Below are 26,644 nucleotides of genomic sequence, written 5' to 3' on the forward strand. Positions count from 1 at the left end.
ACCAATTACCAATTACCAATTACCAATTACCAATTACCAATTACCAATTACCAATTACCAATTACCAATTACCAATTACCAATTACTTATTCTTCCGTTGTCCCTTTTCCGTTAAAGAAACACTACCAATTCCCTGTAAAATTCCCCTCCCAACTAAACCTAAACCTCGGCCAATTACTTGAGTGAGAACAAAAACAATTCCAGTTCCTAAAAAGCCTACTAATGATTGTATGCGGGGAGAAATAGCATCCCGAAATTCTAGTATTAATGTTACCCCTAAAGGAATTCCAGAAAGTTGAGCTAATTCTTGATTTCGAGGAGCATAAATTGATATTTTAGAAATTCCCCGAGGGGCAAAAATAAATAATTCATAGCGACTTTCAAAAATTGTTTGCGCTTCAGTTATATATTGATGTAATTGATATTTCCAAGATAAGTTATTTCTAAATTTCTCAATTTCTCTGGTGGAAATCATGTGCCAATGATAAAAATTTTGTTTAATACTTTCTTCGTCTGCTAAATTATTTAGTAATGGTTGAATTACAGCATTAGCTATGTGAATCAATAAATTTTCTAAAATTGATAATGCTTGAGATTGAGATTCTTGCGTTCCTGCTGGATAAGAAACGTTATCAATACATAAATCTGTTAATAATAGTAGATAAGTCAATAATTCAAATAGAAATGGAACTTTATTGATAATTTCTGTTTGCGAATCTGTGGTTTTATCTAATAAAAATTTAACCAAACTTATTTCTTGTTTATCTAAAATAATTCGGGAATAATTTCCAAAAAACTCCGTAATAGTAAATTGCCATAAGTCTAGTAAAATCTGGCTTTGTAAATTAAATAGCTGATTCTTATCAAAATTAAAAGCCCGGACTTCTTCCAACTGCTTAAAAAATTGCTGAAGAATAATATAAAGTAACTCTCGCTTTTTATTTTCTCGAAGAATATCAATTTCTAAAGGTGTATTAGTAAGATTATCTAAAGAAAATTTGAGTTTATTTAAACCTAAAGTCAATAATTCAGATTGCAGTTGTTGAGAACTAACTATCGGTGGTACGTTCATAAATGGTCGTGGATCTGATTTAATAATAGTCTGATTGGGAAAAATATCTAAGGACGGTAATTGGTTTTCTTGTGATAGTCTTTGTCTTTCCTTCTCTGCTGTCAATAAGTGATTAACAACCCACCGAGCCGCTAAAAGTTCGCGTCGTTGTCCTGCTAAAATTGCTTTATTTAATAGAGTTATTCCCGGCAATTTTAATTGTTCTGTAACTTTATCAAGGGCTTGATCAATATTATTAATTCCCGAATTTTGTAAGTTATTTCGCAACTTAGCAAATGGGAAAGGAGAATTAACAATTACTGAATCTGCAAACCAGTAATCACCACCATTAGCTACTTCTTGAATAATGGGGACTAATTGAGAAATTGATATCCCTTTAGGACAATAGCCATTTATCCCGATTTCTTTGGCAGCAATGAGCATTTCTGGTTGAGATTTTGAACTTAAAAGTAATATAGGTATATGGGGATATAAAGCTTTGAGTTGTTTACAGAATTTTAACCCTATTTGCTCATTATCTAATTCTAAAATAATTAATTTAATTTGCCGAGAATTTCCAGTTAGTATTTCCGCTAAAACCTGCAAAGCGGCAGTATCTGTGGCAACATCTGCTACTACTTGTAAATTAGGAATAGCTTCCAGTGTTATCTTGAGTCCTAAACGGAAAATTGGATCTGGGTCAATTAATAAAAATTGTACAAGGCGATCGCTCATTTTTACAAGAAAGTTGATTCCTGATTTTTTAGGCTAGTTTAAATTTTTAATTCCTAATCACTTACTTTGTCACGATAACCATAAAAGTTAATAGTATATTCAGAAATCTTCATCCCTGTTTGTGCTTCCACTTGACGTAACAAATCTTCAGGTAATTCTATATGCACATCTAAAATTTGATTTGTATCTATACAGTTAACATGACTATGGGAATTACTATTATTGCCATATAATCGTCCTTCCCCATGTTCAATACACTCTATAATATTTTGGCTAGATAAAGCTTCTAGATTTTGATATACCGAAGTATGTCCAATTTCCTTACCTTCTTGATTCAGTCGATCATAAATCTCCCTAGCAGAAAGGTGTTCCTTCGCTTGCCAAAGCAATTCCAAAACAAAGCGCCGTTGACGACTGATACGCATCCCTAACATTTTACACCTATCCAAAGCATCTTGTAAAGAACAAATAGGTTTAGGATAAATCCCTTGCTTGTACATATTTCAGGTTGTGAATTCTAGGAATTGGGGATAAATCAATTCAAAATATCCTCACGATAGAACTTGCTTGGGCAAAATTCGAGGAAAATTTTGGCTGTTTGCTAACTTATCATTTTCTTAATCTAAAACAAACTCATAACAACTTTATCTTAAAATTCGGCTAAATGTCTACCTAAAGAGGTAAAAAAGCTGCTACTGTAGATTCTCAACACTGTTGAGTAAGTAGCTATCAGTTCATGACAATCACAATCACCCTCAACAACAACTCTATTTATAGTTTAGATGTGTCACCTGCCTTAACGGTGATTGAACCATTGCTGCAACAGGGAAGCATTTCTGCCCATGAACAGCAACTGCGTCTGGAAATTCAGTTTGAGCGGGAAGCAAATGATCCACGGGAACTATCGGAAATTCCCGAAGTCAGACTGTGGTTTGTGCGTTTTGATGCCAAGTATCCTTGGTTGCCATTTTTACTAGACTGGAAAGCAGGAGAATTAGCTCGGTATGCAGCTATGTTAGTACCTCATCAGTTTAGTTCTAAGGAAGGTATCCAGTATAACCCCGAAGCTTTAGAAATATTTCTGATGCACAAAATCTTTATTTTAAGTGATTGGTTGCACAAACAAGATATTGCTAGTCCATCTCGACTCAAATCTTTAGCGCAAATTCTGGGTTATGAATTAGATGATGCTTTCTTTGAAATGATTGAAAAAACTAATTCCTAAACAATGGAATTTATGATTTTAGATTGGATATTTTTTTTCAATCTAAAATCCAAAATCTAAAATTAATACTCAGCCTCCCCAAATTTTTTCTAACACTATTTGGGGTGAGATATCTGCTATTTTCCCAGTTGATGAAGTAATAGCTAATACTTTCTCGCTTATAGGTAATAATTTTTCTGAATCTATAGAATCTAACAAAGTAATTGTATATGTTTCTACTGCTATACTTAATTGCAAGAAGCTATTTTCTACAGATACCATTAAACTAGCACCGGCAATTATGGCAGTTAACTTACCAATATCATCGGGAGAAGTAACTTTAATATTCTGACAATGTTCTAAAAGCGATCTGACTAAAGGCTCATTATTTGCTTCTCTAATGACAACAACAGGTAAATCTGGCTGTTTTTGTTGACAATCTGCAATAATTTGTTGCCAATTTTCTACGGGATAAGTTGTATCTAGGCTACCTTCACCAGCATTGATGAGAATAAAACCTGTTTCATTCACTCCTAAGCGTTTTTGTTCTGCTTGCGCCCATTCAATATCTACTTTAGGCACATTTACTGATAATGCTGGACAAGGAGTATTAATTTTCAAAGGTTTGAGTAAATTATGGTACATTTTTGCCACATACTCGGATAAATTGGGCGGAATAGGGTTAGTGAGAAAAACCGCACCTTCTCCTTGGTAGCCAATGCGTGTGGGAATTCCCGTCAACCACATTAACAAACCTACCCACCAACTTTGTCCGACAATAATAGCGACATCATACTCACGATCACGGATCATACCAACTAAGTTACCCCAATCAGCTAAACTATTACGATCTTTGTAATCAAAGGTTAATACATCATGAACTGACTTGCTGACTCGATAAGCAGCCTTTGACTGGGGTTCTACAATCACATCTATCTGCGCGTCGGGATAATAACGCTTCAGATCATCAAGAGTGGCAAAAAAAAGAATTTGGTTATCAATTGAACCAGGGACTAGGGCTACTACACGCATAATATTTATTAACGGTTATTGTTTTATATTTTAGGAGAATATAGGTATTGAGAATTTTGCTGGTGAAGTTATTTTCAACAATGGGTATTTTGAATTTATTTAATTAAAGATTAAGGAAAAGTTGTGCATTTACTAATTCCCGCAGCCGGAAGTGGCAAAAGAATGGGTGCTGATCGTAATAAACTTTTATTACAGGTACGTTCAAAACCCTTGATTGCTTGGACGTTGTTAGCCGCAGAAGCTGCAAGTTCTATTAGTTGGATCGGAATTGTTTCTCAACCTCCAGATTGGGATGACTTCAAGTCTATTATCGCTGACTTAAAGCTGAAAAAAACAATAGTATTCATTCCTGGTGGTTCTACCCGTCAAGAGTCAGTTTATAATGGTTTACAGGCATTGCCAACTAATGCAGGACAAGTTTTAATTCATGATGGCGCTCGTTGTTTGGCAACACCAGAGTTATTTAATGCTTGTTCTGAGGCAATTTTGCATTGTTCTGGTTTAATTGCGGCTGTACCTGTTAAAGATACGATTAAAGTCGTTGACGACAATGATATAATTAAAAACACACCAGAGCGTAAACAGCTTTGGGCTGCCCAAACTCCCCAAGGGTTCGATGTCAAATTGTTAAAACAGTGCCATGCTGAAGGTGTCCGTCAAGGTTGGGAAGTGACTGATGATGCGGCTTTGTTTGAAAAATGCGGTATTGAAGTGAGAATAGTTCCTGGGGAAGAGACTAATTTGAAAATTACGACTCCTCAAGATTTAGCGATCGCTGAATTTATACTTAGTTATATAAAATAGGTGAAAATTTTCAGCCACTGACCACTGTACGGGCGAAGCATTTGGAGAACTATTTTTGGCAATGATCGATAATTTATCTTCCAAATGCTTCGCCCCTACTGACAACTAACAACTGATTAATGCCCAAGAATATACCTGTAGCCGGCAAAATAGAAGCAATTCTTTATTTAAAGGGTAAACCCTTATCTCTAAGTGAAATTGCTGAATATGCGAAGTGTGATCGCTTCACAGCAGAAGAAGGAATTATCGAACTAATTGAGAATTATTCCCGTCGAGATACAGCTTTAGAAGTCGTAGAAACTGAACATGGTTATAGTTTACAACTGCGTTCGGAATTCCATGATTTAGTGCAAGCTATAATACCAGTAGAATTTGGTGTGGGGGCTTTACGGACATTAGCAGCGATCGCCCTCCATAATCCCATATTACAAAGCGAATTGATTAATTTACGGGGTTCAGGAGCTTATCAGCACGTTCAAGAATTAGTAGAATCTGGTTTTGTTCGCAAACGCCGAGAGAGTGATTCTCGCTCCTTTGCTCTGCAAATAACCCCAAAATTTCATCAGTATTTTCAAATCGAACAACTGCCCCAAATTTTGGCAATTCCAGAGAAAGAACAACAACTAGAACTGGAGTTGGCAGGATTGGAGGCAGAGGAGTAAACAAGATGAACTACCCCATCTTACTTCGTTGAAGATGGGGTTTCTACGTCCCCTTAAACAAATACAGGTTTGATTGAGCAACTCCTAGCCCAACATGATCAAGGATTTTTTTGGCTTTCCCTGGGTCAACCCAACACATAAAACAAGTCCCCGTAATCTTTAAAAATTACAGGGACTTATTTTTTATTTGGTGGCGGGAAGTGGATTTGAACCACTGACCTTCGGGTTATGAGCCCGACGAGCTACCAGGCTGCTCTATCCCGCGTCGCTTTCGTCGCTTTTCTCTCGACTCCTTTAATATAGCGCGAAGTCAAAAGTTTGTCAACTACAAAAGCGATAATTCTCCAATTACTTCCAAACGCTTGTATTTCCCCAGGTTCATAAACTTTTCAGAGAGGCTTTGGGCAATACTGGGACTAATCCAACCCATTTGTTGGAGGATGTGAATAGCTACGGCATATTTAGCGCGTGTTGAGCCATCCATGACTTTGATAGCTAATCCCATGCCTTCACCAAGTCGGCCAATGCACTGTACCCCTTCTGCTCCAGATTTACTCACCAGTTCACCAGGAGTTAAGCGCATCAATTCTGTATCGAATTCTCCAACACCCGCCACCATTGTGGGATGATGATTCATGGCTCGGACAATTCGCTCCATATCCACGCTATTGCTGGAAGCTAATACAGCATATAAAGAGGCCATTTGACTGAGTTGCATCAGATATGTGGGTGCGCCACAGTCATCATGGGCGGTCAGAAATTCTGCTGCTGGCATTCGCAGCAATTCTGCTACTTTGGTGATAATTAACTGTTGGACTGGGTGTTTACGATCCAAATAGTTAGTTAACGGCCAATGGCGTTGCTGACAAACAGCTAACATTCCGGCGTGTTTACCAGAACAGTTGTATTCTAAAGCACTACTCTTACCTTGAGGAATTGGGCAGTGCAGGGCATTGATGTCAATATCTGCTCGCCACAGGATGTTAAATACCTGTCTCACCTGTTCCATACTGCCTTTGTGGGAACTGGTGATAATTGCTAAGTCTTTATCGCTCAAACCATAACGTTCTAATGTGCCTGTGCTGGTGATAGCCAGTGCTTGAAATGGTTTGAGGGCAGAACGGACAAATGCGGCGGTTTCAGCGTTACCAGCAACGGAAAGTACCCGTCCCCGGTCATCACTAACTACAGCCTGAACTATATGCCGAGATTCGATAATGCCTTCACGCAGCAACCGGACTTCTAGTGCTGCGGCTTGAGTTCGTTTTCCCATTGTCATGGGTTTATATCTATTTTGTGAATTGTCAGTGGTCAGTGGTCAGTAGGGGCGAAGCATTTGGAAGATAAATTATCGGTCATTGCCAAAAATAGTTCTCCAAATGCTTCGCCCGTACAGTGGTCAGTGGTCAGTAGGGGCGAAGCATTTGGAAGATAAATTATCGATCATTGCCAAAAATAGTTCTCCAAATGCTTCGCCCGTACAGTTGTCAGTTGTCAGTTGTCAGTTGTTTTACTAATGACTAATGACCACTGACTATTTACAAGAAATGCCAAACTATAGTACCAATAAGATACGTAAGAGCCAAGGCGGCAAAGGTAATTTGCAAGCGTTGGAAGATGGGTTTGATTTCGTAGGTAACAATTAAGCGATCACGGCTGATGACTTCTTGGGGTTTTGTCCAAGTGTGTCCGTCGTACCAACCAGATTCTTCGTAGAATACGGTGGGACTATAAAGGCGATCGCGCACATAGAACCAACCTAAATATAACCGGACTAATACTAGCACTATACTTATACTAGCAGCACCAGATCCACAAAGGAGAAAATTAAAAATCTGCTTTTGGGGAGAAAAACTGGCTGCTGCCACAGGTCCGGCTACTAACCAAGACCAAGCCCAGATCCAAAAAATTTTCTTGGTGAAGTTAGCCCAGCTTAAGATACTATCTCGAAATAGCCAGGCATTTTTTAATTCTTCGTACTCATTCAGTGGTTGTTGTTCTGTAGGAACTGGGCAATTCTCAAGGGAGGATCGCATCATATCGGTTAACTCCCAACATTCTCGGCGTTTGGTAGGGAAATACGTTCCGCGTGTCCCCAGAACGCTTCTAAATTATAAAACTCCCGTTCTCTTGGCATCATGATATGGACGATGACATCACCATAATCTTGTAGTACCCAAGTTCCTTCGGCTTTGCCTTCTGTTCTGATGGGTCGTCGTTGCCAGTCAATTTCAACTTGTCCTTGAATTGCGTCAGCGATCGCCCTAACTTGCACCTTAGAATAACCAGTCATCATCACAAAGTAATCCGCGAGGGAAGAAATCTCTGCCACATTGAGCAAGATAATTTCTACTGCTTTGCGGTCTAAAGCTGCCTCAGCAATAGTTAAAGCTAAATTTTTACTCGTAGCTTCTGTGTCAGTTTTAGGTCTGCTCACAGGGTTTATTGTCAATGGTAAATTTCGGGGGAAAGATTCAGTCATTCAACCTCATGTGCGTTTTTTCTGTTGCCACTACTTATTCAACTTGCTTACAAATATCTCAAAATAGCTGAACTGCAATTGTGTGAATAGGTTTTTTTGAATAGTAACATATTCTACAGTTGATCACTTTATCAACCAAGGGAATAGGGAATGGGGAATGGGGAACAGACGCGAAAAATTAGCCCCCAAGCCAGGTTTTCAGCCTCACCCCTGGTAGATAGCTTAGTTTCCCTGTTCCTTTCATAAAAATAAACCCAAGCCGATTTGTAACTTGGGTAAATTGAATGTTTTAACCTGGTGAATTTAGTTTAGTAGCTCAGTCGTCAGGTATTAGCTGAATGCTGACGTTTAGCAGTGGCTAAACAGCCCCACTGTTTTTATTAAACAAAATAGTGATGGTTTTGAAAATTAACTTTAAATCGTAAACTAAAGTCCAATTTTGCTGATACTGTAAATCTAACCGAATCACATCTTCAAAACTCCGAACTTTAGAGCGGCCGTTAACTTGCCATTCACCAGTCATACCAGGTTTAACGTCTAAACGTTGCCATTCGGGGACTTCGTAGCGTTCTACTTCATCAGGTGTGGGTGGTCGAGTCCCGACTAAACTCATTTCCCCTTTGAGAACGTTCCAAAATTGAGGTAGTTCATCCAAACTGGTACGGCGTAAAAAGTTACCTACTTTAGTAATTCTGGGATCATTATCATTTTTAAAGAAAGCGCCTTCGACTTGATTTTTGATTTGGGATTTTCTAGCTTCTGCATCTACACACATAGACCGAAATTTCCAAATTGCAAACCGCTTACCCATCCAACCACAACGAGTTTGCCTAAAGAAAATTGGACCAGGATCGTCAATTTGAATGGCGATTACTATGGGAATAAACAAAATAAATGTAATTACTAAACCAACTAATGATCCCACAATATCAATCAGCCGTTTCATCCAAGATGCCACGGAATTATGAGTTTGAGGAAGTGGATCTACTTTGCGAGAAGTATTTTTTCCTGAGTTTGTAAAGTTATCTGTGGCTATTAGTGTGAGGTTGTGAAGAGACTCAATGGGAAACACCTGATCTAGCCCTGTCAGATTTAAAACTGCCATGACTTGGGGTGTAACATGACGCAGTGTTACTTTGATTCCCTTTTCTTGAGAATTTTTAAAGTTGCTGACTAGAGAACCTAAACCACTACTATCCATAAAAGTAGTATTTTGGAAATCAATAAAAATTTGCCCTGGTGGTAAATCCGCTGCAATTAAGTTTTGGCAAGTTTGCTTAAAACTGACGGCCTCAAGCACAGTTAACCTCACTGGAACTTGCAAGATTACTGCGCTTTCTAAGTAAGTAACTGGAAAGTCTACTGGTGTGGTTTGACTACTCATAAAACTCTGGACTTTAATTGCCATATATAATCTAATTTGTTAACCGTAATTTTCTTCTGGAAAAACAATTAACCTGATTTTTAATCTGGATGATGAAGCACAAGCTGGGAGATTTTTAAAGATTAGAGAAAATATTCCCAATCCAGCTTCACAATAGCAGCAATTGTCAAAATTTTTGCTGTTGTAAATAGGTGAATCAACTTGTTATTTCTCATGATCATCTGATTACTAAAAATAAAGTTAATGTTACTGATACCTGATTTAAGTCTTTTTATGCAATTCAAGGGGAATATCTCAACGTCGGGATACGTCAGATTTTTATTTGTTTTGCTTTTTGTGATTTGCATTGTTACTTTTGTGACAGTTTTAACAATTACAATGCCCTTTTTAACTGCCAAATTGACTGTTTTCCTGAATTACGGGACTTTGCAGCTCATGCAAATTCTGGGCGATTATCTATATGACTAGAATGGGTTGCCAGAAAAAACTTACCTTTGTCAACAATAGCATTAGCTTAACTCAAGGATATCCTCTGCTTCATGCACAATTTTTAGCAAAATTTCAGCCAGCAATAATATCACTAATTAACCTGCTAATTTATTGATAACCTGACGGATATTGGCCAAAACAGTTGGAAATAACTATCTCCTACTTAGACTCAGTAGGTCTAAATTTAAAATTTCTCAATGTGAGCAATAAAACTCATTATGAAGAAGATAAAAAATTCCTTTAACCAGCCTCTAACACTAAGTTAGAGCTATTTAAAAAAATAATTGTCTTCCAAAGTACAGTTGTTAAAAAGTTAAAATCGGCGGTTGATTAGTTGCAGATGTAAGTAAGGAGATTTCGCTATTTTTGCGACCTGTGACTTCCTAAACTTATAAAATATTCAACAAAGACGCGAATTTAAAAAGTTTTTATGAGCAAAATAAGAAGGTTTGATAAAGTTTTAATATTTTGTTAAATAGATGAATTTCTCGGAAATTTTTCTGAATATAAAAGTCTAATAGATAGATATTACTGATGTTCAAGGCTTTTAGTCTTGACTCTGACTGTATCTTTGTGGGTTGGGTATCTCCCACCCCACTAATTGTCAAAATTTCACAATCCAGAGTCCTCATTCCGGGATTTAGCTTTGGCTTTGTTGGCGCTGCGTTTAAGAGCAGAAAGTCTCGCTTCATATCGAGAACGCTGATTTTTGCTAGGAGTGTTTTCCACTAAGGTTTTTAAGGCACTACCAAGACTTTTATAGGCGTTGGGTAAACTATAACCAAAGCGGGTTGCCAGAGCGATCGCTTTTTCGTCAGCATCTAGCAATTCTTTAACTTGTTTACCACCATTATTTTTTTGATATAATCGCCAACCAGAAACGCCACAGAGCGCCATAGCTAATACTAGCAATAATCCATCTTGTACCCATAATTCACCAACAGCACCACCTAAACCAATGGCCAGTGCGGCCATTTCCCAACCATCTTTGGGAATAGTGTCGTTTTGCACGCGAGCAACTTCGTGCCAAAACAGCAAATTCCGCTGGTCCATTGCCAGAGCATCCCATTTTACCAAGTCAATTTGAATTTCCACTTGGTCTTTGCCAATTTCTTCGCAACGAATCAGGGATGGATTAACCTCTGTTGTGCCTTCAACTGTTACCCAACTTTGTAATTCTGGGGGTAATAAGCTTTTTAACCGCCGGAGTTCACTCATTTCTGCTTTAGCAGAGGAGGTTGCATAGGATGTCATAAAAATCCAGCCTTACAAGATTTCAGTATATAATCAGGTTATCACTTTGCAGTTTAGTGATTTCAGTAGTGATCCGCTTTATTCATCAGACAAACTACCCCGCTTTTTCCGCGCTTCCATGGCTTTTTCCAGGAGTTCTAATAATCCAGGAGCTTGTTCTTGAATACTCAATAATAATCTTTCTCCTAAGTCCAGATTTCCCGGATCTTCTCCTGTTTCCATCACCTCTTGCAACCGCGGCAGGGCAACGGTATCCACGATTTGGATTAATCCGCTCAGGCAACGGTTAAATTGTCTTTCCGTGAGCAGGGAGTCTTCCAGGGGAAATTCGATGATAGCGCGGATTTCACCATCGGATGGATCATATTCCCATTGCAGCATTTTAGTTTCCCAGGAAATAGCCAGCATCGTCTGGAGGATAGCGTCTTTGTAGGGATGGTCTTTTACTTCTGCCAAAACTTGGGGTGCAAATAGCCGGAAAAATTTCCCTTCCTCGTCCAGTTGGACAACTATCAGAAAATCTTCGATGTTTTCCGCTTCCACACCCGTAATAATCCGGTCTTCTTCTTCATCAAAACGGTAGTCCCAACCAAGATTATCTAGATACTTGGCTATTTGTTTGAGATTTGCTGCCATAAAAGCCTCGTAAGGAACAGTGGAGAGGCTGTCACCACGACTATTCTAACTTGCTAGGCGCATTTACTCAATTACTGTCAGCAATTTCTACTTTAACTTAACTAATATGAATGTACTGTAAAAACTCGCAATACTGCCTTAGTTGCAAAACTTAACATAGTTGCTAGTCAAGACTTTTTTCCATAAGTATCCTTGTTTTGGTAAACTTGAAAACTGAAATAGCTAATTAAACGACGCTAAGACAAGTAATTTAGAGGGGATACTCGTGGAAAATACTCTTGGGTTAGAGATTATAGAAGTAGTTGAGCAAGCAGCGATCGCTTCTTCTAAGTGGATGGGTAAGGGCGAAAAGAACATTGCTGACCAAGTAGCAGTGGAAGCGATGCGCGAACGGATGAACAAAATCCATATGCGTGGTCGCATCGTCATCGGTGAAGGCGAACGGGACGAAGCTCCCATGCTTTACATTGGAGAAGAAGTTGGTATCTGTACTCAGCCAAATGCTGCAAGTCTCTGTAATGTTAATGAACTTGTAGAAATTGACATTGCTGTTGACCCTTGCGAAGGGACAAACCTGGTTGCTTACGGTCAAAATGGCTCCATGGCAGTTTTGGCAATTTCTGAAAAGGGCGGTTTATTTGCTGCTCCTGACTTCTACATGAAGAAACTCGCAGCACCAGCAGCCGCTAGAGGTCATGTTGATATCAATAAGTCTGCTACAGAAAACCTAAAAATCCTTTCTGAGTGCTTAAACCGTTCCGTTGAGGAATTAGTAGTAGTAGTGATGGATCGTCCCCGTCACAAAGACCTCATTCAAGAAATTCGCACCGCTGGAGCTAGAGTAAGACTAATCAGCGATGGTGACGTTTCTGCTGCTATCTGTTGCGCTTTCTCTGGTACTAATATCCATGCTTTAATGGGTATCGGTGCTGCTCCCGAAGGTGTAATTTCTGCTGCTGCTTTACGCTGCTTGGGTGGACACTTCCAAGGACAACTAATATACGATCCAGAAGTAGTACAAACTGGTTTAATTGGTGAAAGCAGAGAAGGTAATCTAGCTCGTTTAAACGAAATGGGTATTACTGACGGAGACCGAGTTTATAACGCTAATGAATTAGCTTCTGGTGAAACAGTGCTATTTGCTGGTTGCGGTATTACTCCTGGAACTTTGATGGATGGTGTGCGCTTCTTCCACGGTGGTGCTAGAACCCAAAGCTTGGTTATTTCTAGTCAATCCAAAACCGCTCGGTTTGTGGATACAGTTCACTTGTGGGACGAACCTAAGAATATCCAACTGCGGTAGTAATTAGTCGGTAGTAATTAGTCGGTAGTCAGTGGTCAGTGGTCAGTAGTCCATTGTTATTAGTAGTCTGTCAAAGTAAATTCGACAGGTTGTGAACATCTAAAAACTTTGTATTTTATAGTTTTTGGTCAATTTATATCCGTCAATCAGTTTTTGATAGTCTACTAACAACTGACAACTGTACGGGCGAAGCATTTGGAGAACTATTTTTGGCAATGACCGATAATTTATCTTCCAAATGCTTCGCCCCTACTGACAACTAACAACTGTACGGGCGAAGCATTTGGAGAACTATTTTTGGCAATGATCGATAATTTATCTTCCAAATGCTTCGCCCCTACTGACAACTGACAACTGTACGGGCGAAGCATTTGGAGAACTATTTTTGGCAATGACCGATAATTTATCTTCCAAATGCTTCGCCCCTACTAACAACTAACAACTGACACCAAACCAATTACCTATTTAAAAAATGAATATTGCCGTGGTGGGGTTAAGCCATAAAACAGCCCCTGTAGAAGTTAGAGAAAAATTAAGTATTCCTGAACCTCAAATTGAAAGTGCGATCGCTCAACTTCTGAGTTATCCTCATGTTGATGAAGTTGCTATTCTCAGCACTTGTAACCGCTTAGAAATTTATATCGTTAGTAACGAAACTACCCAAGGAATTCACGAAGTTACCCAGTTCCTTTCTGAACATAGCAAATTGCCGATTATATCTTTAAGACATCATTTGTTTATGTTGCTGCATACTGATGCTATCACCCATATTTTACGGGTTGCGGGTGGGTTGGATAGTCTGGTTTTGGGTGAAGGTCAAATTCTCGCTCAAGTTAAGAATACCCACAAACTCGGACAACAATTTAATGGCATCAAAACCATTTTAAATCGCTTATTTAAACAAGCTTTAACGGCGGGTAAACGGGTTCGCACCGAAACCAGTATTGGGACTGGTGCGGTTTCTATCAGTTCGGCCGCTGTGGAATTGGCACAGATGAAAGTAGAAAATTTATCTCCTTATCGGGTGTCTATTCTCGGTGCTGGGAAAATGTCCCGGTTACTTGTACAACACCTGATTTCTAAAGGTGCAACTCAAATTAGTATTGTTAATCGTTCCCGCACAAGGGCTGAAGAATTGGCGAAGTTGTTCCCAGAACAACCGATCCAAATTCATTTGCTGCCAGAAATGATGTCAGTTATTGCCGCTAGTGATATAGTTTTTACTAGCACTTCTTCCACTGAACCGATTTTAGATCGGGCGAAGTTGGAAACGGTGTTAGAACCCAATCAACAATTGATGATATTTGATATTTCTGTCCCCCGAAATGTGGATGCAGATGTCAATGATTTGGCCAATGTCAAGGCTTTTAATGTTGATGATTTGAAGGCGGTTGTCGCCCAAAATTATGAAAGTCGCCGGCAAATGGCGCAAGAAGCTGAGAAGATTTTAGATGAGGAAGTTGAAGCTTTTGATATTTGGTGGCGGAGTTTAGAAACTGTATCTACAATTAGTTCTCTGCGGAATAAAATCGAAACTATCCGCGAACAAGAATTAGAAAAGGCTTTATCTCGTTTGGGTTCGGAATTTGGCGAAAAGCATCAAGAGGTAATTGAGGCTTTGACAAGGGGAATAGTGAATAAGATTCTCCATGATCCGATGGTGCAATTACGCGCCCAGCAAGATGTGGAAGCTAGAAGACGATGTATGCAAACTCTGCAAATGTTATTTAATTTGGACGCTGAGGAACAGTTTAGCTGAAACAGTAGAAGCCTCTCACCTAACCGATAGGGAGGTGATGGGATGAATACAATACGCGCGAGTGACTTTCTTGACCAACGAGCAAAATTGAGCGTAAGCGAAATTAGCAATATTGGTCGGTGTTAGCGAAGCGGCACGAAGTGCGGAATGAACACTTTCTTTATTTTTTTCCAAATAGTTTGATATAATTTTCAATAGTAGGTGTAACTCAATTAAATGCACCAAAAGCAGCCTATCAAAAAGGTTAAAAATTATCTCAAAAAGTCCCTAGGGCATAGGGCTTTAAAGCTCGGTTAATGTCTTCATAAAAGAGTCGCCGAGAAGCCCACACTCACCTGAAATGGAGTGTGTGGAGTATGTCACCTGAAATCATCAAGAGACAGGGGTTTTTCCTGGTTTAGATCCCCGACTTCTTTGAAAAGTCGGGGATCTGGTGATTTTCAATCGCCTGACGTTTTAAGAACATATTCTAAAATGTGCCAGGAATTGCTATGCTAAAACTATAATAACTATTAAGGAAAAAATGCCTGCGCCTACTCTTACCCCGACAATGACTGCTTTTCCCTTGGCTGCTGTAGTTGGTCAAGAAGCAATTAAGATAGCCTTGCTATTAATAGCAGTAGATCCCGCTTTGGGGGGTGTGGTAATTGCAGGTCGTCGCGGTACGGCTAAATCTGTGATGGCGCGGGCTATTCACGCTTTATTACCACCTATTGAAGTTGTCAAAGGTTCTGTTAGCAACTGTGACCCCAACCACCCCGAAGAATGGGATGATAAACTTTTAGCGGAACAAAGACAGGAGATAGAAACGGAAATTATCCCTGCACCTTTTTTGCAGATTCCCCTCGGTGTCACAGAAGACCGACTTTTAGGTTCTGTGGACGTGGAACAGTCGGTTAAACAAGGTGATACGATTTTTCAACCGGGATTACTCGCTACAGCCAATCGTGGTGTGCTGTATGTGGATGAAATCAATTTATTAGATGACCAAATTAGTAATCAACTTTTATCCGTATTATCGGACGGACGTAACCAAATTGAACGGGAAGGAATCAGTTTTCAACATCCTTGCAAAACTTTGTTTATTGCCACTTATAATCCAGAAGAAGGAGCGCTCAGAGAGCATTTACTTGATAGAATAGCGATCGCCCTATCAGCAGACGGAGTTCTAGGGATAGATCAAAGAGTACAGGCAGTTGAACAAGCGATCGCCTATTCCCAGTCTCCCACAGAATTTCTGCAACAATACAGCGAAGATATAGACTCACTCAAAACCCAAATCATCCTGGCACGGGAATGGTTAAAAGAAGTCACCATTACCCAAGAACAAATTACCTACCTCGTCAATGAAGCCATTCGCGGGGGTGTAGAAGGACATCGGGCAGAATTATTTGCAGTGCGCGTAGCCAAAGCCGCAGCAGCCTTAGAAGGACGCAGTACCGTCACCGCTGAAGATTTACGTCGCGCAGTGGAATTGGTGATAGTTCCCCGAACCACAATTATTCAAACTCCACCAGACGAACAGCAACCACCACCACCTCCCCCACCACAAGAAAATCAAGACGAGTCGGAATCAGAAGAAGAACAAGAGGAAGAACAGGAAGAAGAGAAAGAAGAAGACCAAGAACAGCAAGAACCCCCAGACATTCCCGAAGAATTTATCTTTGATCCAGAAGGGGTAATTCTCGACCCAGAGGTGCTTTATTTTACCCAAATGGCACAAAAGCAAGGTAAATCTGGAAGTCGCAGTATTATCTTCTCAGACGATAGGGGACGGTACATTAAGCCGATGATTCCCAAAGGTAAAGCTAGAAGAATAGCCGTAGATGCCACACTGCGAGCCGCAGCCCCATATCAAAAAGCACGCCGGGCTAGACAACCTGATAAAAAGGTGATTGTCGAACAGGGAGATATCCGTTCTAAGCGGTTAGTGAGAAAAGCAGGTGCGTTGGTGGTGTTTGTTGTAGATGCTTCTGGTTCAATGGCTTTAAATCGGATGCAATCCGCTAAAGGTGCGGTGATGCAGCTTTTGACAGAAGCGTATCAAAATCGTGATCAAGTATCTTTGATCCCCTTCCGAGGAGAACAAGCGGAAGTTTTATTACCTCCTACCCGTTCCATTGCTTTAGCTAAGAATAGGTTAGAAAGATTACCCTGCGGTGGTGGTTCACCTCTCGCACATGGTTTAACTCAAGCGGTACGGGTGGGGATAAATGCCCAAATGGGTGGGGATATCGGGCAGGTTGTGATAGTGGCAATTACTGATGGACGTGGTAATATTCCTTTAGCTCGTTCTTTAGGTGAACCCATGGAACCAGGAGAAAAGCCGGATATCAAAGCCGAATTATTAGATATTGCCGGCAGAATTCGAGCTTCAGGGATGCAGTTGTTGGTAATTGATACGGAAAGTAAGTTTGTATCCACTGGCTTTGCGAAGGAATTATCAAAAACAGCCGGAGGTAAATATTATCACTTACCAAAAGCCACTGATAAAGCTATTGCGGCTATGACGAGAGGTGCTATAGCAGACATGAAATCAAAATAGTAATTAGACCTATCTATAAATTCTGTTTTAATCCTTAACTGAGTCAGGTTTATAAGCTAATTTGTAGATAGGTCAATTTATTTTCATCACCATTGAAGGAGAACGTACTCAATGCAACTTCTAACTCCAACGGAAGAAAAGATGTGGGAAAAAACACCCTCTCTCAACCACATCACTATGTCTGATCAAGAAATAAATGATAAATATGAAAAAGGTGAACAAAGAATATTAACCGAAATGAACCGGGAAAAGCTACCAGCTTTCGTAGATGCGTTAAAAAAACCCGGTTATATGGACATTCAACCTTTTTATCAACGAAGAAAAAGGTGGGATCAAGGAAAAAAATCTCGACTTATAGAATCTTTTTTGAGTAATATTCCTGTACCACCAATTATTCTTTACGAAAGAGATTTTAATGTTTATGAAGTCATGGATGGTCAACAGAGAATTACGGCTCTTGAGGAATTCTATGACAACAATCTTAAATTGAAGGGATTAGAACTTTGGCCAGAACTAAATGGACGTACTTACAAAGAACTACCAGCAAAAATTAAAGCAGGAATTGATCGTCGTTCCATATCTACTATAGTTTTAATTACAGAATCAACATCTAGTCCAGAAGATGCACTGTTTTTAAAACAGCTTGCTTTTGCACGTATCAATACTGGAGGAGTAGAACTGAGTCGTCAGGAAATACGAAATTGTTCATTTTATAGTCAGTTTAATCAGTTATTGCTAGAATTAGCAGTTAATCCAATTTTTGCGGCTGCTTGGAATATTCCTATTCATGATGATGAAGAACTTCAGAATAATAACCTCTACAAAAAAATGGAAGATGCAGAATTAGTTCTGCGGTTTTTTGCATTACGTAACACTGATAAATTTAGTAGGGGTATGCAAGGATTTCTCGACTTATATATGATGAAAAGTTTATCATTTTCTGATGAAGATATAGAATTCCTGAAAAACATTTTTCTCCAAACTATAAATCTAGCTCACCAAATTTATGGAGAGAAATTATTCAAGCCTTTTGATTCTCAGTCTGATACTTGGACAAATGAAGCACGTAAAGCTTATTATGATGCGGTAATGGTTGGGTTTAGCAGACACTTAGCAAATGTAGATATTTTACGCGAACGGAAGCCAAGAGTTATTGAGAAAACTAAAATTTTGTTTAGGGAAGATAACTTGAAGCTATTTACTGGCGGTGGAAAAACTAAGGCTGACATCCAAAATGGAATCAGTTTGTTCGATAATATGTTGTCTCAGGTCATAGCAGAGTAAAAGCCATGTTTCAGAATCTGCTTATGGCTGTAAAGGGTAATATCTCTACTATTCGTTCCATTATTAGAACTAATGAGAAAATTCGGGAGATTGCTTTTGGAAATTTTTCTGTATATACAGAAGAAACAAAAATAGTCCTAATGAATGTGTTTCAAGATATCCCTGAATTAACTGATGGGCGTGTTTATGATCACTGTGCTGTCGTAACTCGTTTATATGCTATTTATGAAACCTTTGTAGAAGACTTAATTCGAGATTGGTTAATATTATTACCAGAATTATATCCAAATTATTTAAACTTAGAAGAAAGTATACGCAATACCCACCAAATAGGAGTGGGAAGATTGCTAATTGAACTTAAAAAAAATAGATATTCGCACTTAAATCCTGAAACAGTAATGCGAGGGTTATTCTATGGAAACACTGGTCAGGAGAAATATGAACTAGTATCAGACGCTTTTCTATTTCATGAAGACAATTTACGCAAAGATACTCTAGAAAGATTGTTAACAAATGCTGGAGTAGCAAATACATGGTCTTGGATTTTAAAAAATAGATATGTAATACATTTTATTAAGGAAATCAGAGCAAATGAAAACTCAGTTGACAAGGAACTTGATACATTTATTAGTTATCGTAACGATGCAGCACATGAAACAAATATAGATAATTGGTTATCGGCTAAGGAACTTTTAGAATTATGTGATTTTGTGGAAAGTTTGTGTCAAGCATTAACTGAATTAGTAACTTATCAAGTTATTGAAAATAAAAAATTAATTGGTCAATCTCAAGTAATTGGTAAAATTACAGAGTGGTTTAAAAAACCTCAAGCTGCAATTTTAACCGCAGATGTAGAATATTTATTGTCAGTCGGAGATAGTTTATTTTTAGTAGGTGATTCATACTGTCAAATAGCTACAATAGAGAGTATTAATAGTGAGTCAATTCCTGAGATTAAAACAACCCCAGGAATGGAGATCGGGTTAAAATTTGATGTTGATGCCAGAAAAGGGTTAAAGCTATATCAATTGATAACTTGAATTTGTACTCAAAATTAACTTTAAAACATCCTTAAATTCTGTAAATTCTAATCCTGGTAATAAAAAGCAGCCGGAGGTAAATATTATCACTTACCGACAGGGACTGATCAAGCGATCGCGGCTATGACAAGAGGTGCTATAGCAGACATGAAATCAAATTAAGTTGACGGAAAATTAATTATTCATAGTTGTGCTTTTAGCAAAGATTGCATAACCACAAAATTATCAATTTAGGGCTTATAGCAAAACACTAAAATATTAAAAATAGAGGCTCAAAATATGAATTAGCTAATCCGAAAACAACCCGTGAAAAGTAGATAGAGCAGGTAATAGGTAATAGAGAATAGGTAAGGATTTTACCAATTACCTATTACCCATCACCAATTATTAAGCAGTTACCTTTTCACTTTCTAAACCAGCCAATCTTTCGGCCAATAGTTTTTCCAAAGAAATCAAAGCCTTGGTAAAACCATCAATACCTTCTGCAAGTTTATCAGAAGCCATGCGATCGCCATTGTGCATTTGCTCAAAGGTGGCTTGATCAATAGAAATTTTGGCAATTGATAGATTTGCTACCTTAGCAGGATCAAGTTTGCGGGGTAATTCTGTGACAGTATTTTGCAATTCTGTCAACAACCCTGGAGAAATAGTCAGCAAATCGCAACCAGCTAATTCAGTAATTTCGCCAATATTGCGGAAACTAGCGCCCATTACCTCGGTTTTATAACCAAACTTTTTATAGTAGTTATAAATGCTAGTTACAGACAATACACCTGGATCTTCCGCTGCGGGATAGCTATCCCGGCCAGTATCTTTCTTGTACCAGTCAAGAATCCGACCAACGAAAGGAGAAATTAAAGTGATACCAGCTTCCGCACAGGCGATCGCTTGGTGCAGACCAAATAGTAAAGTTAAGTTACAGTGAATACCTTCTTTTTCCAAAATTTCTCCAGCTTTGATACCTTGCCAAGTAGAAGCAATTTTAATCAAAACCCTCTCCTTGGAAACACCAGCAGCTTTATACTGAGCGATTAAATCCCGTGCCTTAGCTACAGTAGCATCCGTATCATAAGATAACCGAGCATCTACTTCTGTAGATACACGACCAGGGATAATTTGCAAAATTTTCAATCCAAAAGATACCGCCAAACGGTCAAAAGCTAGAGATACCACCTGTGCTTGACTAGCACCAGCGCCAGCATCTTTTTTAGCTTTCAGTAAAGTCTGATCAACAATATCCTGATATTCCGGCATTTGTGCCGCAGCAGTAATCAGTGAGGGATTGGTAGTAGCATCTTGAGGTTTAAACTGTTCAATTGATTGGATATCTCCGGTATCCGCTACCACAACGGTCACCGCCCGTAGTGCTTCTAGTAAGTTCTTAGGCATAACATACTCCAATGTCAGTGGTCAGTTGTCAGTTGTCAGTGGTCAGTTGTCAGTTGTCAGTGGTTAGTTGTCAGTGGTGATAGAAATTGTTACCAATCACCAATTACCAATTACCAATTACCAATTACCAATTACCAACTACCCATTTTAGATGCGTCATGCTGTAATTGGCTGTCCAATAGAATGCACTTTAATTAAACTTGTTGTTCCAGATTGACCAATTGGGACACCAGAGGTAATCACCACCTTGTCTCCTTCCTGAACTAAACCACTATCTACAACGGTGTCTACCACATTCACAAACATTTCTTCAGCATTGTGAACAGGTTGAATCAGTAGCGGTTCTACACCCCAAGATAAAGCCAATTGACGGTAGGCGGTACAGTCGGAAGTAAGAGCGATAATTGGTGTGCTGGGACGATATTTAGAAACGAGTTTGGCTGTGCTTCCTGATGTAGTATTACAGAGAATCGCTTTTGCACCAGTTTCATAGGCAATGCGACAAACCGATTGAGATACTGATTCTGTCACCGTCAAACTACCCGCTTTCGGACTCCAAGAATGTCTATTTCCCTCTTGAAGTACGGTTTCTGTTCTTAATGCAATATTGTGCATAGTTTGGACAGCAGCTAGGGGATATTCACCCATTGCGGTTTCTCCAGATAACATTACCGCATCTGTGCCATCTAATATTGAGTTAGCCACGTCCGTAGCTTCAGCGCGAGTAGGGTCGGGCGCGCTAATCATGGACTCTAACATTTGAGTAGCTGTAATCACGGGTTTACCAGCTTGATTACAACGACGAGCAATGTCTTTTTGAATCAGGGGGACTTCATAAATCGGTACTTCCACCCCTAAATCCCCACGAGCAATCATAATACCGTCAGCGGCTGCAATGATAGCATCTAGCTGTTCCACTGCTTCCGCCCGTTCAATTTTGGCAATGAGACGAATTTTTGAGCCAGCGCCTTCAATCATCCGGCGTGCAGGTTCGAGGTCTTGGGGCGATCGCACAAAGGAAACCGCTACCCAGTCTACTCCTAATTGTATCCCAAAACGTAAATCCATTAAATCCTTTTCTGTAATTGAACTTACAGGTAAAGGAGTTGCAGGTAAATTTACACCTTTATGAGAAGAAATCAAACCACCAATATTCACATGAGCGCGAATTCTATCAGCGTCTCGACTGGTAACAGTTAATTTCACCCGCCCATCATTAATTAAAATCGTTTCCCCACATCGCATCATAGCAAAGAGAGTAGGTAGAGGTAAGGGTAACTCATCAATAGTTTCACCCTTCTCTTGTAAAACAAAAGTTACCTCAGTCCCAGCTTCTAACATCAGTCCTTCCGGTGGTAATTTTCCCAACCGAATTTTTGGACCACACAAATCCTGCATAATCGCAATTGGCTTGTGTAAATCCTTGCTAATTTGCCGCAAATGATGAAAAACCTGAGCATGAGCCTCATAAGCGCCATGAGAAAAATTCAACCGCGCCATATTCATTCCTGCTCTTACCAAAGCTTCTAACTTCTCAGGTGAAGATGTAGCAGGTCCAATAGTACAAACAATTTTAGTGCGACGCATAAGTATGTAAGGAGTAACGTTAAGGTAGCACACTCCGTTAAGCCCTGGTTTGGTCATTGGTAATTGGTGATTGGTCATTGGGAAGAATGTTTTACCAATTACCAATTACCAATTACCAATTACCCATTACCTAAATCAATCCTTCTTTCTTGGCCATTGACAACATTAAATCAATGACGCGGTTGGAGTAACCCCATTCGTTGTCATACCAGGAGACAATTTTGAAGAAATTAGCATTGAGTTCAATTCCTGCACCCGCGTCGAAGATGCTGGAGTGGGAATCACCTTGAAAATCTGTAGATACTACTTCTTCATCTGTGTAACCTAATACACCTGACAAATTACCTTCCGCAGCTTTTTTCATCGCTGCACAGATTTCTTTGTAAGAAGTGGCTTTGGTGGTTTTGAAAGTTAAATCAACTACGGAGACATCAGGAGTGGGAACTCTCAAAGCCATTCCAGTTAATTTACCTTTCAATTCTGGTAATACCAAAGCCACCGCTTTAGCTGCCCCTGTAGCGGAGGGAATAATATTTTGACCCGCACCCCGTCCACCGCGCCAATCTTTACGACTGGGACCATCTACCGTGGGCTGAGTGGCTGTTGTGGCGTGAACTGTGGTCATTAACCCTTCGGCTAAACCGAAGTTATCATTAATGACTTTAGCAATAGGGGCTAAACAATTTGTAGTACAACTAGCATTAGAAACAATTAAGTCCTTGGCTGGGTCAAATAGGTGATGATTTACACCCATGACCATTGTTTTTACTTTCTCTGGTTCTTTTGTCGGTGCAGAAATCACAACCCGCTTTGCACCTGCTTTGAGGTGGTTTTCCGCCCCAGGGTAGTCCGTGAAGAGTCCTGTGGATTCGACAACATAATCTACACCCAATTTACCCCAAGGTAATTCGGCGGGATTTCGCATGGATACGCAGGGGATAAAATAACCGTCAATAACTATCCCGTCTTCTCTGGCTGCAACTTTGCTTTTCAATCTTCCGTGTGTGGAGTCGTACTTGAGAAGATAAGCCAGGTTATCGGGGGGAACTAAATCATTAATTCCTACAAATTCAATATTGGGATTGGTAAGACCAGCACGTAACACAAGTCTACCAATTCGACCGAATCCATTAATACCAATTTTCAACTTCGTCAAAATTAAACCTCCTGTGTTGGGAATTTCAGCAAAGGTTAACTGGCCCGGTTAATTCTAGTCTGACTTAGCTGATTCTTACAGTCACAAAAGGCATAAAGTTAATTTAACTGGCATATTTTAAGGTTTAGTTCTTGTTCATTGATTACTTGCATTAAAATCTTCGTGTCTTCATAGAGGAGACTGATACTTTTAACCGAGACATTCCCTGACATCTGAGATATCGTGAATGTCCAGTACAACATCACCAACTGAGTTGGTAAAGGTGGTATCCCACATTGCCTTGAGGAAAATCCCCACGGCTCCATTAAAATCTCGCGGTATTTCATAACCGCAATTAGGGCAAACAAAGTTCTTAGAACTACCAAGATTTCTATGAACGTGACCACATTTAGTACAGGTCTTCGATGTATATTCTTCAGTTATTCTCACTAATTTAGAACCGTAACGGTTACACAAATGTTCAAGAGTTTGAGAGAACTGATAGAATGCCCAAGTCATCATTGCCCTAGCTGTTTTGCTCCTTAGCTTCCGTTTCTTTTTAACAACCATTTGGGAAGTCTCAAAGGTAGGAAGTACAATCACATCATAGTTTTTGGCTAGATATGAACCGACTTGTTTATGGCACTCAGAGCGAAGATTTTTAATCCTAGTTCTGAGTCTTTCCATCGCCAGTCTAAGTTTGGATCTAAGACGTTTGAATTTGTGTCCAACGCTTAGATCATGTTTTGATTTAAGCTTATCAAGGTGTGAGCAAAGTTTAGCTATTTTGTTGAAATCTCCATTCCCAAACTCTAAGAAGTCGCTGCCATCAAAACCAGTCATAAAAGTTCTGATGCCGGGGTCAAGTGAAATTATTTTATTTGTAACACTTGCGGTCTGCTGCAATTCTACAGGGAAGTGAGCAAACCAGCGACCCTTGTTGTAGGTGAGTTCTGAAGACCCGTCAGTTAAAACACAAAAATCTTGTCCTCTAAATTCAGGACGCGGTAGATGTTTAGTTGTTGATACCATCCATCTACCATTTTTATATGCTGACGGGTCAAATTGAATAGTTAGTTTTTGGTCACGGATACTTCGGAACTTAGCAATCCTTAGTCCTGCTTGATGATGCGGTTTTTTGTCTTTACCTTTATTAATTGTTTTGGGGTTTTTGGCTGTTTCTGACCAGGCTTTATATGCTGCCATTGAAGCGTTGTCTAGTATTTTAGAAACATTCAAATCTAAACACCATTGAGGGATTAAACCGGAGGCTTTAAGCATGGTTCTAAACCCCATTTTTCCACCTTTTTTACCAACCTTACTAAAGCCTTGATTTTCGTTTAAGTAGGCAATGGAAATGTTGTAAACCTTGCGAACGGCAGCCACCCATTTTTTCCAAATAAACTCAAGTTCCTTTACTGGATACACTCGGTAACTCACTGTCTTCAGCGACTTGTTTTTTGTACTTTCTGAGTCCGTACAATCGCCAACTGAAGACATGGATAATGGCAAGAATATCTTCAACCATTTCGCGTTCTGGACTGAGGTTCGCTTGGTTGAGAACCAATACTTGAGTTTGCTGCCTAGCACAGAGCCATGAGATAAGATCGAATCCAAAGCGACAAAGCCGATCTTTGTGGGCAATGACAACAAGCTTGCAAGTGTTGCCGAGAACTCTGTCCAGTAAGGTTTGAAGACCTTTTCGCTTGAAGTTGAGTCCGCTGCCGATGTCAGTGATGATTTCTGCGTCAGGGTAACGAGACTGGAGAAACTGAACCTGTTGCTCAAGGTCGTTTTTCTGACTGCGGCTTGAAACTCTGGCATATAAAAGGGTGGCTCGTTCGTCTGGCGGATTGCCATGTCGAACAGGGATAATTGAATCGAGGTTATATCTTCTTTGTCCACCTTGGGTAAAGATGCCTTCGATTTTCCCGTTTTCAAGCCACCTTTCAAGCGTTTTGGTGCTGACTCCCAATCTGGTAGCAGCGACTCTTGGAGGTACATAATTTACTGTCATCTGATAGAACTAAGTTTGTTGCTTGTCCTATCATACCACGAATGTCCGGCTATGTCTAGTATGTCATGGTAAATTACGTCCTATCTCTATCTCTATTTCCTTTAAAGCTTGCTCAAAATCATCATTGATAATTTTTATATCAAATTCGTTAGCAGCGGCAATCTCCTCTTCAGCACGTTGCAAACGACGAGAAATAGCCTCTTCCGAATCTTGTCCCCGTCCACGAATGCGGTTTTCTAGTTCTGCAAATGAAGGTGGCAAAATAAAAATACTCAGGGCGCTAGGGAATGTACGACGGATTTGTCTTGCTCCTGCTAGTTCAATTTCTAGCAACACCAACTTACCCAACTGAATATAGTTCAAAACAGCTTCACGGGGCGTACCATAACAGTTACCAGCAAATTCTGCCCATTCTAAAAATTCGCCTTGAGTAACTAACTGTTCAAACTGACTCCGACTAATAAAGTTATAGTTTTTACCATTGATTTCTCCCGGACGAGGTGAACGAGTCGTTGCAGATACTGAATAATGCAATTCTGGATAACGCCGGAGAATTTCATTCATTAACGTACCTTTGCCGACTCCACTCGGACCGGTTAAAACAATTAGTTTGCCCAGAGGCGGACATTCTTTCGTATTTGCACCATTATGGGTAGGTAAAACTTGCATTATCCGTGAAAAAAGTGAATTAATAAATACAAATGATTCCTTAGTCTTGTTTTAGCGACTAAAATAACTAATACTATTTTGAATTTAGGATTTGAGATGGTTAAATACCTACGGTATCAGCCTCTGCGGCAGTATTTCTTATCCTCACTCTTCAAAATAGCATCAAGACTAAAGAATTTGTAG

General features: G+C 39.5%; 26 protein-coding genes and 1 tRNA gene. 9 read left to right on the top strand and 18 right to left on the bottom strand.

What is annotated here, in order from left to right; genetic code table 11:
* Positions 1–82: 82 nt before the first annotated feature.
* Positions 83–1,786 carry a DUF3685 domain-containing protein gene (locus PN450_RS20930; protein WP_271837441.1) on the bottom strand — a complete coding sequence of 568 codons (1,704 nt, stop codon included), beginning with the start codon at positions 1,784–1,786 and terminating at the stop codon, positions 83–85.
* Between the two features lie 53 nt (positions 1,787–1,839).
* Positions 1,840–2,286 carry a Fur family transcriptional regulator gene (locus PN450_RS20935; protein WP_271837442.1) on the bottom strand — a complete coding sequence of 149 codons (447 nt, stop codon included), beginning with the start codon at positions 2,284–2,286 and terminating at the stop codon, positions 1,840–1,842.
* 236 nt (positions 2,287–2,522) lie between these two features.
* Here PN450_RS20935 and PN450_RS20940 point away from each other — a divergent pair, with 236 nt between their 5' ends.
* On the top strand, positions 2,523–3,011 hold the full coding sequence (locus PN450_RS20940) for a CRR6 family NdhI maturation factor (protein WP_271837443.1): 489 nt from the start codon (positions 2,523–2,525) through the stop codon (positions 3,009–3,011).
* A gap of 69 nt (positions 3,012–3,080) precedes the next feature.
* On the opposite strand, the gene PN450_RS20945 is transcribed toward PN450_RS20940, so the two are convergent.
* A complete protein-coding gene (locus PN450_RS20945) occupies positions 3,081–4,022 on the bottom strand; it encodes a glycosyltransferase family 9 protein (RefSeq protein ID WP_271837444.1) in 942 nt (313 codons plus the stop codon).
* A 123-nt stretch (positions 4,023–4,145) separates the two neighbouring features.
* Here PN450_RS20945 and ispD point away from each other — a divergent pair, with 123 nt between their 5' ends.
* On the top strand, positions 4,146–4,826 hold the full coding sequence (gene ispD / locus PN450_RS20950) for a 2-C-methyl-D-erythritol 4-phosphate cytidylyltransferase (RefSeq protein ID WP_271837445.1): 681 nt from the start codon (positions 4,146–4,148) through the stop codon (positions 4,824–4,826).
* On the opposite strand, the gene PN450_RS20955 is transcribed toward ispD, so the two are convergent.
* Entirely contained in the window at positions 4,788–4,931 is a 144-nt protein-coding gene (locus tag PN450_RS20955) for a hypothetical protein (RefSeq protein ID WP_168204459.1), read from the bottom strand. The genes ispD and PN450_RS20955 overlap by 39 nt on opposite strands.
* Before the next feature lie 14 nt (positions 4,932–4,945).
* On the opposite strand from PN450_RS20955, the gene scpB reads away from it, so the two are divergent.
* Positions 4,946–5,488: an SMC-Scp complex subunit ScpB gene (gene scpB / locus PN450_RS20960; RefSeq protein WP_148764761.1), complete on the top strand. Its 543-nt coding sequence runs from the start codon at positions 4,946–4,948 to the stop codon at positions 5,486–5,488.
* A 188-nt stretch (positions 5,489–5,676) separates the two neighbouring features.
* On the opposite strand, the gene PN450_RS20965 is transcribed toward scpB, so the two are convergent.
* Both PN450_RS20965 and PN450_RS20970 read right to left on the bottom strand, forming a co-directional pair.
* Positions 5,677–5,753, bottom strand: a tRNA-Met gene (locus tag PN450_RS20965).
* Positions 5,754–5,813: 60 nt separating this feature from the next.
* The gene (locus PN450_RS20970; protein ID WP_015080638.1) at positions 5,814–6,767 is read right to left on the bottom strand and encodes an asparaginase; all 954 of its coding nucleotides are present in this window, start codon (positions 6,765–6,767) and stop codon (positions 5,814–5,816) included.
* Positions 6,768–6,867: 100 nt separating this feature from the next.
* Here PN450_RS20970 and PN450_RS20975 point away from each other — a divergent pair, with 100 nt between their 5' ends.
* The gene (locus PN450_RS20975; protein ID WP_271837446.1) at positions 6,868–7,005 is read left to right on the top strand and encodes a hypothetical protein; all 138 of its coding nucleotides are present in this window, start codon (positions 6,868–6,870) and stop codon (positions 7,003–7,005) included.
* 21 nt (positions 7,006–7,026) lie between these two features.
* Here the strand turns inward: PN450_RS20975 and PN450_RS20980 are convergent, their stop codons facing one another.
* From PN450_RS20980 to PN450_RS21000, 5 genes are all read right to left on the bottom strand, one after another.
* Entirely contained in the window at positions 7,027–7,527 is a 501-nt protein-coding gene (locus PN450_RS20980; RefSeq protein ID WP_148764759.1) for a CGLD27 family protein, read from the bottom strand.
* Between the two features lie 5 nt (positions 7,528–7,532).
* Positions 7,533–7,970: a ribosome silencing factor gene (rsfS, locus tag PN450_RS20985; protein ID WP_148764757.1), complete on the bottom strand. Its 438-nt coding sequence runs from the start codon at positions 7,968–7,970 to the stop codon at positions 7,533–7,535.
* A 358-nt stretch (positions 7,971–8,328) separates the two neighbouring features.
* Entirely contained in the window at positions 8,329–9,378 is a 1,050-nt protein-coding gene (locus PN450_RS20990; protein WP_148764755.1) for a sugar transferase, read from the bottom strand.
* 1,077 nt (positions 9,379–10,455) lie between these two features.
* Positions 10,456–11,097 (bottom strand): DUF3318 domain-containing protein, encoded by a 642-nt coding sequence (locus tag PN450_RS20995; RefSeq protein ID WP_015080643.1) that lies wholly within the window; start codon positions 11,095–11,097, stop codon positions 10,456–10,458.
* 78 nt (positions 11,098–11,175) lie between these two features.
* The gene (locus tag PN450_RS21000; RefSeq protein ID WP_015080644.1) at positions 11,176–11,733 is read right to left on the bottom strand and encodes a type III secretion system chaperone family protein; all 558 of its coding nucleotides are present in this window, start codon (positions 11,731–11,733) and stop codon (positions 11,176–11,178) included.
* Between the two features lie 265 nt (positions 11,734–11,998).
* On the opposite strand from PN450_RS21000, the gene glpX reads away from it, so the two are divergent.
* A complete protein-coding gene (gene glpX / locus PN450_RS21005) occupies positions 11,999–13,036 on the top strand; it encodes a class II fructose-bisphosphatase (RefSeq protein ID WP_271837447.1) in 1,038 nt (345 codons plus the stop codon).
* A 227-nt stretch (positions 13,037–13,263) separates the two neighbouring features.
* Here glpX and PN450_RS21010 read toward each other — a convergent pair whose 3' ends face one another.
* Positions 13,264–13,407 carry a hypothetical protein gene (locus PN450_RS21010; RefSeq protein ID WP_271837448.1) on the bottom strand — a complete coding sequence of 48 codons (144 nt, stop codon included), beginning with the start codon at positions 13,405–13,407 and terminating at the stop codon, positions 13,264–13,266.
* A 101-nt stretch (positions 13,408–13,508) separates the two neighbouring features.
* On the opposite strand from PN450_RS21010, the gene PN450_RS21015 reads away from it, so the two are divergent.
* From PN450_RS21015 to PN450_RS21030, 4 genes are all read left to right on the top strand, one after another.
* On the top strand, positions 13,509–14,795 hold the full coding sequence (locus PN450_RS21015) for a glutamyl-tRNA reductase (protein WP_271837449.1): 1,287 nt from the start codon (positions 13,509–13,511) through the stop codon (positions 14,793–14,795).
* 523 nt (positions 14,796–15,318) lie between these two features.
* Complete coding sequence (gene bchD, locus PN450_RS21020; RefSeq protein ID WP_271837450.1) at positions 15,319–17,340, top strand: magnesium chelatase ATPase subunit D; 2,022 nt, start codon at positions 15,319–15,321, stop codon at positions 17,338–17,340.
* A gap of 111 nt (positions 17,341–17,451) precedes the next feature.
* A complete protein-coding gene (locus PN450_RS21025; protein ID WP_271821446.1) occupies positions 17,452–18,624 on the top strand; it encodes a DUF262 domain-containing protein in 1,173 nt (390 codons plus the stop codon).
* A gap of 5 nt (positions 18,625–18,629) precedes the next feature.
* On the top strand, positions 18,630–19,664 hold the full coding sequence (locus tag PN450_RS21030) for an MAE_28990/MAE_18760 family HEPN-like nuclease (RefSeq protein WP_271821445.1): 1,035 nt from the start codon (positions 18,630–18,632) through the stop codon (positions 19,662–19,664).
* 387 nt (positions 19,665–20,051) lie between these two features.
* On the opposite strand, the gene PN450_RS21035 is transcribed toward PN450_RS21030, so the two are convergent.
* The 6 genes from PN450_RS21035 to gmk all read right to left on the bottom strand — a co-directional run bounded on the left by PN450_RS21035 (position 20,052) and on the right by gmk (position 26,464).
* Entirely contained in the window at positions 20,052–21,053 is a 1,002-nt protein-coding gene (locus PN450_RS21035) for a transaldolase (protein WP_271837452.1), read from the bottom strand.
* Between the two features lie 156 nt (positions 21,054–21,209).
* Complete coding sequence (pyk, locus tag PN450_RS21040; protein WP_168650818.1) at positions 21,210–22,640, bottom strand: pyruvate kinase; 1,431 nt, start codon at positions 22,638–22,640, stop codon at positions 21,210–21,212.
* A 130-nt stretch (positions 22,641–22,770) separates the two neighbouring features.
* The gene (gene gap, locus PN450_RS21045; RefSeq protein ID WP_015080659.1) at positions 22,771–23,796 is read right to left on the bottom strand and encodes a type I glyceraldehyde-3-phosphate dehydrogenase; all 1,026 of its coding nucleotides are present in this window, start codon (positions 23,794–23,796) and stop codon (positions 22,771–22,773) included.
* 189 nt (positions 23,797–23,985) lie between these two features.
* Positions 23,986–25,161: an RNA-guided endonuclease InsQ/TnpB family protein gene (locus PN450_RS21050; RefSeq protein WP_271837453.1), complete on the bottom strand. Its 1,176-nt coding sequence runs from the start codon at positions 25,159–25,161 to the stop codon at positions 23,986–23,988.
* Positions 25,162–25,180: 19 nt separating this feature from the next.
* Positions 25,181–25,792: an IS607 family transposase gene (locus PN450_RS21055; RefSeq protein ID WP_271837454.1), complete on the bottom strand. Its 612-nt coding sequence runs from the start codon at positions 25,790–25,792 to the stop codon at positions 25,181–25,183.
* Positions 25,793–25,855: 63 nt separating this feature from the next.
* Positions 25,856–26,464: a guanylate kinase gene (gmk, locus tag PN450_RS21060; protein ID WP_271837479.1), complete on the bottom strand. Its 609-nt coding sequence runs from the start codon at positions 26,462–26,464 to the stop codon at positions 25,856–25,858.
* Positions 26,465–26,644 lie beyond the last annotated feature (180 nt).

It is taken from the genome of Dolichospermum lemmermannii CS-548 (assembly GCF_028330815.1).
GTDB classification, from domain to species: Bacteria; Cyanobacteriota; Cyanobacteriia; order Cyanobacteriales; family Nostocaceae; genus Dolichospermum; species Dolichospermum lemmermannii.

What these genes read in the sequence shown, in the direction of transcription:
- PN450_RS21010 (WP_271837448.1), bottom strand. Translation starts at nt 13,407, where the DNA reads ATGCTTCGCCCGTACAGTTGTCAGTTGTCAGTAGGGGCGAAGCATTTG.
- PN450_RS21015 (WP_271837449.1), top strand. Translation starts at nt 13,509, where the DNA reads ATGAATATTGCCGTGGTGGGGTTAAGCCATAAAACAGCCCCTGTAGAA.
- bchD (WP_271837450.1), top strand. Translation starts at nt 15,319, where the DNA reads ATGCCTGCGCCTACTCTTACCCCGACAATGACTGCTTTTCCCTTGGCT.
- PN450_RS20995 (WP_015080643.1), bottom strand. Translation starts at nt 11,097, where the DNA reads ATGACATCCTATGCAACCTCCTCTGCTAAAGCAGAAATGAGTGAACTC.
- PN450_RS20970 (WP_015080638.1), bottom strand. Translation starts at nt 6,767, where the DNA reads ATGACAATGGGAAAACGAACTCAAGCCGCAGCACTAGAAGTCCGGTTG.
- PN450_RS20930 (WP_271837441.1), bottom strand. Translation starts at nt 1,786, where the DNA reads ATGAGCGATCGCCTTGTACAATTTTTATTAATTGACCCAGATCCAATT.
- PN450_RS21025 (WP_271821446.1), top strand. Translation starts at nt 17,452, where the DNA reads ATGCAACTTCTAACTCCAACGGAAGAAAAGATGTGGGAAAAAACACCC.
- PN450_RS20980 (WP_148764759.1), bottom strand. Translation starts at nt 7,527, where the DNA reads ATGATGCGATCCTCCCTTGAGAATTGCCCAGTTCCTACAGAACAACAA.
- PN450_RS21035 (WP_271837452.1), bottom strand. Translation starts at nt 21,053, where the DNA reads ATGCCTAAGAACTTACTAGAAGCACTACGGGCGGTGACCGTTGTGGTA.
- PN450_RS20990 (WP_148764755.1), bottom strand. Translation starts at nt 9,378, where the DNA reads ATGGCAATTAAAGTCCAGAGTTTTATGAGTAGTCAAACCACACCAGTA.
- PN450_RS20975 (WP_271837446.1), top strand. Translation starts at nt 6,868, where the DNA reads ATGCTTCGCCCGTACAGTGGTCAGTGGTCAGTAGGGGCGAAGCATTTG.
- pyk (WP_168650818.1), bottom strand. Translation starts at nt 22,640, where the DNA reads ATGCGTCGCACTAAAATTGTTTGTACTATTGGACCTGCTACATCTTCA.
- rsfS (WP_148764757.1), bottom strand. Translation starts at nt 7,970, where the DNA reads ATGACTGAATCTTTCCCCCGAAATTTACCATTGACAATAAACCCTGTG.
- PN450_RS20945 (WP_271837444.1), bottom strand. Translation starts at nt 4,022, where the DNA reads ATGCGTGTAGTAGCCCTAGTCCCTGGTTCAATTGATAACCAAATTCTT.
- PN450_RS20935 (WP_271837442.1), bottom strand. Translation starts at nt 2,286, where the DNA reads ATGTACAAGCAAGGGATTTATCCTAAACCTATTTGTTCTTTACAAGAT.
- PN450_RS21055 (WP_271837454.1), bottom strand. Translation starts at nt 25,792, where the DNA reads ATGACAGTAAATTATGTACCTCCAAGAGTCGCTGCTACCAGATTGGGA.
- PN450_RS21000 (WP_015080644.1), bottom strand. Translation starts at nt 11,733, where the DNA reads ATGGCAGCAAATCTCAAACAAATAGCCAAGTATCTAGATAATCTTGGT.
- PN450_RS21030 (WP_271821445.1), top strand. Translation starts at nt 18,630, where the DNA reads ATGTTTCAGAATCTGCTTATGGCTGTAAAGGGTAATATCTCTACTATT.
- PN450_RS20940 (WP_271837443.1), top strand. Translation starts at nt 2,523, where the DNA reads ATGACAATCACAATCACCCTCAACAACAACTCTATTTATAGTTTAGAT.
- scpB (WP_148764761.1), top strand. Translation starts at nt 4,946, where the DNA reads ATGCCCAAGAATATACCTGTAGCCGGCAAAATAGAAGCAATTCTTTAT.